The organism is Geodermatophilus sp. SYSU D01180 (assembly GCF_054050415.1).
The window spans coordinates 1-9,388 of the sequence record NZ_JBJGZH010000052.1; the positions used below are offsets into that span (position 1 = coordinate 1).

Sequence of the window (9,388 nt, forward strand, 5' to 3'; positions counted from 1 at the left end):
CCCCCCCCCCCCCCCCCCCGCCCCCCCCCCCCCCCCCCCCCCCCCCCCCCCCCCCCCCCCCCCCCCCCCCCCCCCCCCCCCCCCCCCCCCCCCCCCCCCCCCCCACGCCGGAGGGACACCTGAGCGCGCCGCACGAGGAGGACAACGGCCCGTCCGCCGTCCGGGTGCAGTCCGGAGCGCCCGACCGACCCGTCCGGGTGAGTCCCCGGGCGGTAGACTCGTGCCCGTGACCGGCGGACGCCTGCTTCTCCGGCCGTGCTGACCTGAGCGCTCACGTCAGCACGGCGACCCCTCCTGCGTGAGGGGTCTTTTCATGTCCGCCGACGGATGACCCCGGGAGCACCGCGATGAGCCAGACGGCCAGCCAGCCCACGACCGAGCCGGCCGAGGAGGGCGTCCCCCCGCACCGCTACACCCCGGCCCTCGCCCAGCGGATCGAGCTGGAGTGGCAGGACCGCTGGGAGCGGGAGGGGACGTTCCACACGCCCAACCCGGTGGGCCGCCTGTCCGAGGGGTTCGAGCGGGTCGAGGGCCGGCCCAAGACCTTCATCATGGACATGTTCCCGTACCCCTCGGGTGCGGGCCTGCACGTCGGGCACCCCCTGGGCTACCTGGGCACCGACGTCACCAGCCGGTTCCGCCGCATGGACGGCGACAACGTGCTGCACCCGATGGGCTACGACGCCTTCGGCCTGCCCGCCGAGCAGTACGCCGTGCAGACCGGGCAGCACCCGCGGATCACCACCGAGGCCAACATCGCGGCGATCCGGGCGCAGCTGCGCCGGCTGGGCGTCGACCACGACGAGCGCCGCACCTTCGCCACGATCGACCCCGGCTACTACCGGTGGACGCAGTGGATCTTCCTGAAGATCTTCGGCGCCTGGTTCGACGAGCAGGCCGGTCGCGCCCGCCCGGTCGAGGAGCTGGTGGCCGAGCTGGACGCCGGCACCCGCGAGCCCGCGCCGGGCACCAACCCGTCGGGGCGGCCGTGGGCCGAGCTGTCCGACGTCGACAAGCGGAAGGTCGTCGACGCCCACCGGCTGGCCTACCTGCACGAGGCGCCGGTCAACTGGTGCCCGGGCCTGGGCACGGTGCTCTCCAACGAGGAGGTCACCCCCGACGGCCGTTCCGAGCGCGGCAACTTCCCGGTGTTCCGGCGCCCGCTGACCCAGTGGATGATGCGGATCACCGCCTACGCCGAGCGGTTGCTGGCCGACCTGGACCGGCTGGACTGGTCGGACTCGGTCAAGCAGATGCAGCGCAACTGGATCGGCCGCTCGACCGGCGCGCGCATCCGCTTCGCCGCCGGGGACGAGACGATCGAGGTCTTCACCACCCGCCCCGACACGCTGTTCGGCGCCACCTACATGGTGCTGGCGCCCGAGCACCCCCTGGTGGAGACGCTGACCGCCGCGGCGTGGCCCGACGGCACCGACCCGCGGTGGACCGGCGGTACGGCGACCCCGGCCGAGGCGGTGCGCGAGTACCAGCGGCAGGCCTCGCGGCGCTCGGAGCTGGACCGGCAGAACGAGAGCCGGGAGAAGACCGGCGTGTGGCTGGGCGCCACCGCCGTCAACCCGGTCACCGGCGCGGAGCTGCCCGTCTTCATCGCCGACTACGTGCTGACCGGCTACGGCACCGGCGCGATCATGGCCGTCCCGGGCGAGGACACCCGCGACTGGGAGTTCGCGCAGGCCTTCGGCCTGCCGATCGTGCGCACGGTGCAGCCGCCCGCCGACTTCGACGGCGGCGCGTACACCGGCAGCGGCCCGATGATCAACTCGTCGAACGAGCAGGTCTCGCTGGACGGGCTGACCGACAAGGCCGCCGCCATCGCGCGGATGACCGAGTGGCTGGTGGCCGCCGGGCACGGCGAGGCGACGACCACCTACAAGCTGCGCGACTGGCTGTTCAGCCGGCAGCGCTACTGGGGCGAGCCGTTCCCGATCGTGTACGACGCCGACGGGCTGCCGCGGGCGGTGCCCGAGTCGCTGCTGCCGGTGCTGCTGCCCGACGTCGACGACTACTCGCCGAAGACCTTCGCCGACGACGACGCCGACTCCCAGCCCGAGCCGCCGCTGTCGCGGGTCACCGAGTGGACGACCGTCGAGCTCGACCTGGGCGACGGGCCGAAGCCCTACCGGCGCGAGACCAACACGATGCCCAACTGGGCCGGCTCGTGCTGGTACTACCTGCGCTACCTGGACCCGGGCGACGACGCGCAGATGGTCGACCCGGAGCTGGAGCGGTACTGGCTGGGCCCGCAGTCGCCGGGCGACGTCGGCGGCGTGGACCTCTACGTCGGCGGCATGGAGCACGCGGTCCTGCACCTGCTCTACGCCCGCTTCTGGCACAAGGTGCTGCACGACCTGGGCTACGTGTCCAGCGAGGAGCCGTTCCGGCGGCTGGTCAACCAGGGCTACATCTCCGCCTACGCCTACACCGACGAGCGCGGCTTCTACGTGCCCGCCGCCGAGGTGGTCGAGGAGGACGGGCGGTTCTTCTACGAGGGCGAGCCGGTCAACCGCGAGTACGGGAAGATCGGCAAGTCCCTGAAGAACATGGTCACGCCCGACGAGATGATCGGCGCGTACGGGGCCGACACGTTCCGGGTGTACGAGATGTCGACCGGGCCGCTCGAGCAGTCCCGGCCGTGGGACACCAAGGCCGTCGTCGGCTCGCAGCGGCTGCTGCAGCGGATCTGGCGGGTCGTCGTCGACGAGGAGACCGGCGCGGTCCGGGCCGCCGACGACGCCGCTCCCTCCGAGGACGTGCTGCGGGCGCTGCACAAGGCGATCGCCGGCGTGCGCGACGGCATGGCGACGCTGCGGTTCAACGTCGCCATCGCCCGGATCGCCGAGCTGACCAACGCGCTGACCGCGGCCTACGGCGCCGACTCCCCGGTGCCGCGGGCGGTGGCCGAGCCGCTGGTGCTGCTGGTGGCGCCGCTGGCCCCGCACCTGGCCGAGGAGCTGTGGGCGCGGCTGGGCCACGCCGACTCGATCGCGTGGGCGCCGTTCCCGGTGGCCGACGAGCGGTGGCTGGTCGAGGACACCGTGCAGGTCGCCGTCCAGGTCAACGGCAAGGTGCGGGCGCAGGTGACCGTGCCGGCCGACGCCGACGCCGCGGCGCTGGAGGCGGCGGCGCGGGCCGACGAGAAGGTCGCCGCGCAGCTGGACGGCCGGACGGTGCGGCGCGTGATCGCCGTCCCGGGCCGGCTGGTCAACTTCGTCGTCGGCTGAGGTCCCGCCCGGTCCGACCCCGTCCGGGTCAGGCCGGGTGGATGCGGATCATCGCGTGCCGCTCGGTGCCCGGGCGGGTGAGCCGCTGCCAGAGCCTCGAGCTGGTGTGGGAGACCCGCCACTGCCAGCCGTAGCGGCGGGCGAGCGCGGCCCGCGCCTGCCGCCACTCGTGCGGCTCCAGCAGCCCGGCGGTGGCCTCGACCGCGGGCCCGGTGGTGCGGCCGCGGACGTCGCACGGGGCGACGGTGACCCGTGCGGTGTGGCGCAGGCGCTTGACCTTGCCGGAGTCCGCGCGGGTCCAGACCACGAGGCCGTCGCCGTCGGGGGCGGCCCACACCGGCGTGGGCACCGGCTCCCCGGTGCGGCGGAACGTGATCAGGCTGACGTAGGTGCTGTCCGGCAGGCCGGCCATCAGGCGGCCGGGGCGAGGGTGAGCACCCGCCGCATCGCCGCCTCCACCGTGTCGACCACCTCGGCCACCGGGACGTCGCGGCCCAGCTCGGCGCTCAGCGAGGTGACCCCGGCGTCGGCGATGCCGCACGGGACGATCGCGCCGAACGCGCCGAGGTCGGGGTCGCAGTTGAGCGCGAACCCGTGCATGGTCACCCCGCGCGCGACGCGCACGCCGATCGCGGCGATCTTGCGCTCGGGCCGGAACCGGCTGCCGGGCCCCGGGGCGTCGGCGGCCACCCAGACGCCGCTGCGCCCGTCGACCCGCATCGTCTCGACGCCGACCGAGGCGCACACCTCGATGAGCGCGTCCTCGAGCCGGCGCACGTGCGCCACGACGTCGACCGGGTCGGGCAGCGCCACGATCGGGTAGCCGACCAGCTGGCCGGGCCCGTGCCAGGTGATCTTGCCGCCGCGGTCGACGTCGACCACCGGCGTGCCGTCCACCGGGCGCTCGTGCGGCTCGGTGCGCCGGCCCGCCGTGTAGACCGACGGGTGCTCAAGCAGCAGCAGCGTGTCCGGTGCCTCCCCGGCGATCCGCGCGGCGTGGATCTCGCGCTGGCGCGCCCAGGCCTCCTCGTAGGGGACGGTGCCGGCCCGGACGACGCGCAACTCGGTCACGGCTCCCAGCCTAGGCCCGCGCTCACCGCAGTCGCCGGGGCTCGAAGCGGGACCCGGGACGCGGCGGTTCACCGCAGGCGGCGGGGCTCGAGGCGGGTCTCGACGGCGGTGCCGTCGGGGCCGCGCTCCACCCGGTAGGCGGCCTTCCCCGGCCGGTCGGCGACCGCCTCGACCAGCGCGGTGCCGCGGTAGACCAGGCCCACGCCGTCGTCGGTGGCGTGCCCGGCGGGCAGCGTCCCGTCGGCGACCAGCCGCTGGTACAGCGGCCGGCGCTGCTCCTCCGAGTCGTGGTGCACGCCGTTGGAGGTGGGGATGAGGCCGAGCCCGTTCGTCACCGGGCGCAGGTCGGGGCCGTAGGAGTCGGTGGTGCCGCCGACGTGCCAGCACAGCGACCCCGCCGACACCCCGCCGAGCACCACCCCGGCCCGCCAGCACTCGGCGAGGACCTCGTCCAGGCCGTGCACCCGCCACACCGCCAGCAGGTTGACCACGCTGCCGCCACCGACCCAGACCACGTCCTGCGCCAGCAGGTGCGCGCGCACGTCGGGGACGGTGGGCATCGGGAACAGGCTCAGGTGGCTGAGCCGGACCGTGCTGCCGGTGAACGCGCCGTACACGCCGGCCAGGCGCGCGGGGTCGTCGCCGGTGGCGGTGCCCAGGTAGCACAGGCGCGGCTGCGCGGGCGCCCCGGCGAGCTCGACAGCCAGGTCGAACACCGGGCCCGGCGCCCAGTCGTAGGGACCCCGGCCGCGGGAGTCGAAGCCGATGCTCGTGGCGAGGATCGTCGGCGCGGAGGCGGGCATCAGGCGGCTCAGGCCGCGGTCGCGGGCCGCAGCCGGCGCAGGACCGCGGCGGCGGTGCGGCGGCCGCTGGCCATGGCGCCCTGGATGGACGGGGTGTCCCGGTGGTCGCCGCAGACGTACAGGCCGCCGCCGAGGTCGACCGGGCGGCGCAGCTGCAGCGGGGGCAGCGCCGCGGGCTGAGCGCCGGTCACGGTCACCGTGGTCAGGTGCTCCAGGTCCGCCGCCGCGACGTCGTGCAGTCGGGCCACCTCCTCGCGGACCTCGGCCTCCGGGGTCGGTGCCAGCGAGCTGCTGGCCACCAGGGCGCGGCCGTCGGGGGAGTAGGCCGGCTGGGCGTCGGTGAGCACCGCGCTGTTGACCAGCCGGCCGCCCGGCGTCCCCAGGACGATGAGCGGGTCGGGCCACGGCGAGGCCGGCAGCACGTGGTAGTGGGTCGTCACCCGGCGGGGCGCGGCGGCCTCGACCGCCGGCACCAGGACGGCCGCGGTGTCGGGGTCGGTGGCCACCACGACGGCGTCGGCGCGCACCGGGCCGGCGTCGCTGTCGACCGAGCCGCCCGAGACCGCGGTGACCCGGACCCCGTGGTGGACGCGCTCCTCGCCGATCCGGTCGGCCAGCTGCTCGCCGATCGCCTGGATGCCCCGCGCCGGCAGACCGGTGCCGCCGCGGACGAAGCTGCGCCACAGCAGGTCCAGGTAGCGGCTGGAGGTCTCCAGCCGGTCCTCGAGCAGCACGCCGGCGAAGAACGGCCCGAAGAACCGCTCCAGGGCCGTGGCGCCGACCCCGGCCCGCCGGAGGTGCTCGGCCGCGGACGTCTCCGGGGCCGTCAGCAGGCGCGGGACCGGCCAGTACCCGGCCCGCGCGGAGAACGCGGCGATCGCCGCCTTGTGCGGCAGGGACCCCACCGGTGCCCGCAGCGTGTCCGCCACCGCCGAGGGGCGGCGGCGGGGGTCGGCGACCCGGTGTGCGCGGTCGCCGACGCGGACGACCGCGCCGGGGGCGAAGAAGCCGAGGTCGAGGGCGGCCAGGTCGAGGTCGGCAGCGCGCGGGTACCCGGTGTTGAACACCTGGAAGCCGCGGTCGACGACGAAGCCGTCGACCCGCTCGGTGGCCAGCCGGCCGCCCGCGGAGGCGGAGGCCTCCAGGACGTGCACGTCGATCCCGGCGGCGGCCAGGCGGGTGGCCGTCGACAGGCCGGCCAGCCCGGCGCCCACGACGACGACCTCGGCACGGGCGGGCAGCGGCATGTCCCGAACCTAGGTGCAGTCGGCGCCGGGCACCCGTCCGGGACAGCGCCTGTGGACGCCGCTCCTGCCTGTGGACGGCGGAGGCGGGGCGGGGGCGGCGCGGCCTACGGTCCCCGCCGTGCCCGCCACCCCCTCGCCCAGCGACGGCCCCGACGACGCCCCGGCGCCGCCCGTCGTGCCCGGCTACCGGCTCGACCGGCTGCTCGGCCGCGGCGGGTCCGGTGAGGTCTGGCGAGCGAGGCCGCGTGACGGCGGCGCGCCGGTGGCGGTGAAGCTGCTCGTGGCCGGCGACGCCGGGCGGCAGGCGCGGGAGGCGGCGCTGCTGGGTGCGCTCGACCACCCGCACCTGGTCCGGCTGCACGAGGTGGTGCACCAGCCCCGGCGCGGCGGCCCGGCCCGGGTCGCGCTCGTCCTCGACCTGCTCGAGGGCGGCAGCCTGGCGGCGCTGCTGGCCCGGCGCGGCCGGCTGCGCCCCGGCGAGGTGGTCACCGCGCGGCGCCGGTCGCCGCCGCGCTGGCCTGCGCGCACGAGCAGGGCGTCGTCCACGGCGACCTGTCCCCGGGCAACGTCGTCTTCACCGCCGAGGGCCGCCCGGTGCTCACCGACCTCGGCGTGGCGCGGGTGCTCGGCGAGGACGCCGCCCGTGAGGTGACGCCGGCCTACGTCGACCCCGCCGTCGCCCGCGGCAGCGCGCCCGGCCCGGCCTCGGACGTCTTCGGCGTCGCCGCGGCCGCCTTCCACGCGCTGACCGGCGTCCCGCCGTGGAACGCCGCGACCCCCGCCGACACCCTCGCCGTCGCCGCCGCGGGCGACCTGCCCGACCTCGCCGAGCTGGCCCCGGGCACGCCGCCGGCGCTGCTCGAGGTGGTCGGTCGCGGCCTGTCGGCCGATCCGCACGCGCGGGGGTCGGCGGCGGCCTTCGCGCTCGACCTGAGGCACGCCTGCCGCCCGGAGCCGGTGCGGCTGCCGGTGCCGGGGATCCCCGACGCCGAGTTGGCCCGGACGGGCCGCGGGCCACGCACCGAGCTGACCCACCAGGTGCCCGGCCGGCGCCGCCGGCCCGCGCCCGCCGAGGTCCGCGCACCGTCGGACCGGTCCCGGTGGCCGGGGGGACCGCTGGTGCGGCGGGCCGCCGCGGGCATCGCGGTCGCCGCCCTGGTGCTGGGCGCGGTGGCGCTCGGGCTGGCGCTGACCTCCTCCGGGCCCGGCGGACCGGCGGCGCCGGCGGCCGCTGCGGCCCCGGAGTCCGCCGTCCCGGTCCCGTCCGCGGCCCCGGCTCCGTCCTCCGCACCGGTCCCGTCCTCCGCACCGGTCCCGTCCTCCGCACCGGTCCCGTCCTCCGCACCGGTCCCGTCCTCCGCGCCGGTCCCGTCCTCCGCGCCGGTCCCGTCCTCCGTGCCGGCCCCACCGCCGTCGGCGGAGCAGGTCGACTGGACCGCCGTCCTCACCGACCTCTACGAGCGCCGGGCGCGGGCGTTCACCAGCGGCTCACCGACGCTGCTGGACGAGGTCTACACCGCCGACAGCCCGCTGCTGGCCGCCGACCGCGCGTACCTGAGCTCCCTCACCGCGGCGGGTGAGGTGCTGCGCGGCTTCGCCCCGTCGGTTTCCGACGTGACGGTCGAGGCCGCGGGCTCGGGGGACGGGTCCGTGCAGGTCCGGTTGGTCGACAGCTGGCCGGAGTACGTGGTCGTGGCGGCCGCGGCCCCGGACGGGCCGGTGCTGCGCACGGAGGCCGGCCGCGGGGCCGCTCCGGTGACGATGGTGCTGGCCCCCGGGGCCGGCGGCTGGCGGATCGGGACCGCGGGACGGCTGGCGTGAGGCCGCCGGCGGGGTCAGTCGCGGCCGAGCGCCTCGCGGAGGGCGGCGGGCAGGTCGCGGTGCCGGAACGGGTAGCCGGCCGCGAGCAGCCGGGCGGGCACGGCTCGCTGCCCGGCGAGGACGCTGGACCGCCCGAACTCGCCGAGCGCTGAGCGGATGGCGAAGCCGGGCACCGGCAGGACCGTCGGCCGGTGGACGGCGCGGCCCAGCTCCCGGACGAACTCGTCGTTGCGCACGGGGTCGGGACCGGTGACGTTGACCGGCCCGGACACCTCGTCGGCGGTCAGCAGGAAGCGGATGGCGCCCACCTCGTCGTCCAGGCTCACCCACGGCCAGTACTGCTGCCCCGACCCCACCCGGCCGCCGAGGCCGAGCCGGAAGACCGTGCCGAGGATGCGCACGAGCGTGGCGCCGCGGCCGATGACCAGGCCGGTCCGCAGCGTGACCACCCGGACGCCCGCCTCGGCCGCCGGGGCGGTGGCGGCCTCCCACTGCACGCACACGCGGGCGAGGAAGTCGTCCCCGGGTGGGGCGTCCTCCTCCACCACGCGGTCCCCGGTGTCGCCGTAGTAGCCGACCGCGGACGCCGACAGCAGCACCCGCCGGCGCGCGGGGTCCTCGGCGGCCGCGGCGGCGAGCGCCTCGGCGATCGTGGTGGTGCTGTCCACCCGGCTGGTCAGCACGTCCCGCCGGTAGGCCTCGGTGAACGGGCGCGGCCGGATCGGCGTGCCGGCGAGGTTGACCACCGCGTCGACGTCGCGCAGCAGCGCCGGGTCGATCCGCCGGTGCTGGGGGTCCCAGCGGTGCTCGTCGGCGGTGCGGGGGGTGCGCCGGACCAGCCGGATGACCTCGTGCCCGTCGGCGCGCAGCGCCGGCACCAGCGTCGACCCGATGAGGCCGGAGGCCCCCGTGACGGCGATCTTCATGACCCTCCTCGTCCCCCCTGCCCGGTACGACGTCGGGGCCCCGCGCGGGGGCCCGGGCCCCCCCCGGGGGCGGGACCTCCGGCGGCGCTGGCCCGGGGACTCTGTCGGCCCCCCCCCCCCCCCCCCCCCCCCCCCCCCCCCCCCCCCCCCCCCCCCCCCCCCCCCCCCCCCCCCCCCCCCCCCCCCCCCCCCACCGGGGGACGTCAGCTCAGGCCGAGCTCGCCCTGGAACTGTCCGGCCTCCAGCCGCTCCTTCACCGTGCCGAGGAACCGCGCGGC

General features: G+C 77.2%; 8 protein-coding genes. 3 read left to right on the top strand and 5 right to left on the bottom strand.

The window, feature by feature from the left end; translation table 11 throughout:
• Nucleotides 1–347: 347 nt before the first annotated feature.
• Complete coding sequence (gene leuS / locus ACI8AA_RS23820) at nt 348–3,242, top strand: leucine--tRNA ligase (RefSeq protein WP_457046847.1); 2,895 nt, start codon at nt 348–350, stop codon at nt 3,240–3,242.
• Nucleotides 3,243–3,270: 28 nt separating this feature from the next.
• Here leuS and ACI8AA_RS23825 read toward each other — a convergent pair whose 3' ends face one another.
• The 4 genes from ACI8AA_RS23825 to ACI8AA_RS23840 all read right to left on the bottom strand — a co-directional run bounded on the left by ACI8AA_RS23825 (nt 3,271) and on the right by ACI8AA_RS23840 (nt 6,363).
• On the bottom strand, nt 3,271–3,654 hold the full coding sequence (locus tag ACI8AA_RS23825) for a PPOX class F420-dependent oxidoreductase (protein WP_457046848.1): 384 nt from the start codon (nt 3,652–3,654) through the stop codon (nt 3,271–3,273).
• Nucleotides 3,654–4,313, bottom strand: a complete 660-nt coding sequence (gene lipB / locus ACI8AA_RS23830) for a lipoyl(octanoyl) transferase LipB (protein ID WP_457046849.1) — start codon at nt 4,311–4,313, stop codon at nt 3,654–3,656. Before lipB ends, ACI8AA_RS23825 begins: the two co-directional genes overlap by 1 nt.
• A gap of 68 nt (nt 4,314–4,381) precedes the next feature.
• Nucleotides 4,382–5,116 carry a Type 1 glutamine amidotransferase-like domain-containing protein gene (locus ACI8AA_RS23835; RefSeq protein ID WP_457046850.1) on the bottom strand — a complete coding sequence of 245 codons (735 nt, stop codon included), beginning with the start codon at nt 5,114–5,116 and terminating at the stop codon, nt 4,382–4,384.
• Nucleotides 5,117–5,124: 8 nt separating this feature from the next.
• Nucleotides 5,125–6,363: an NAD(P)/FAD-dependent oxidoreductase gene (locus ACI8AA_RS23840; protein WP_457046851.1), complete on the bottom strand. Its 1,239-nt coding sequence runs from the start codon at nt 6,361–6,363 to the stop codon at nt 5,125–5,127.
• 118 nt (nt 6,364–6,481) lie between these two features.
• Between ACI8AA_RS23840 and ACI8AA_RS23845 the strand changes: the two genes are divergently transcribed.
• Both ACI8AA_RS23845 and ACI8AA_RS23850 read left to right on the top strand, forming a co-directional pair.
• The gene (locus ACI8AA_RS23845; protein ID WP_457046852.1) at nt 6,482–7,015 is read left to right on the top strand and encodes a protein kinase domain-containing protein; all 534 of its coding nucleotides are present in this window, start codon (nt 6,482–6,484) and stop codon (nt 7,013–7,015) included.
• Nucleotides 6,916–8,184, top strand: a complete 1,269-nt coding sequence (locus ACI8AA_RS23850) for a serine/threonine-protein kinase (protein WP_457046854.1) — start codon at nt 6,916–6,918, stop codon at nt 8,182–8,184. Before ACI8AA_RS23845 ends, ACI8AA_RS23850 begins: the two co-directional genes overlap by 100 nt.
• A gap of 14 nt (nt 8,185–8,198) precedes the next feature.
• Here ACI8AA_RS23850 and ACI8AA_RS23855 read toward each other — a convergent pair whose 3' ends face one another.
• Entirely contained in the window at nt 8,199–9,110 is a 912-nt protein-coding gene (locus tag ACI8AA_RS23855; RefSeq protein ID WP_457046853.1) for a TIGR01777 family oxidoreductase, read from the bottom strand.
• Between the last annotated feature and the right edge of the window lie 278 nt (nt 9,111–9,388).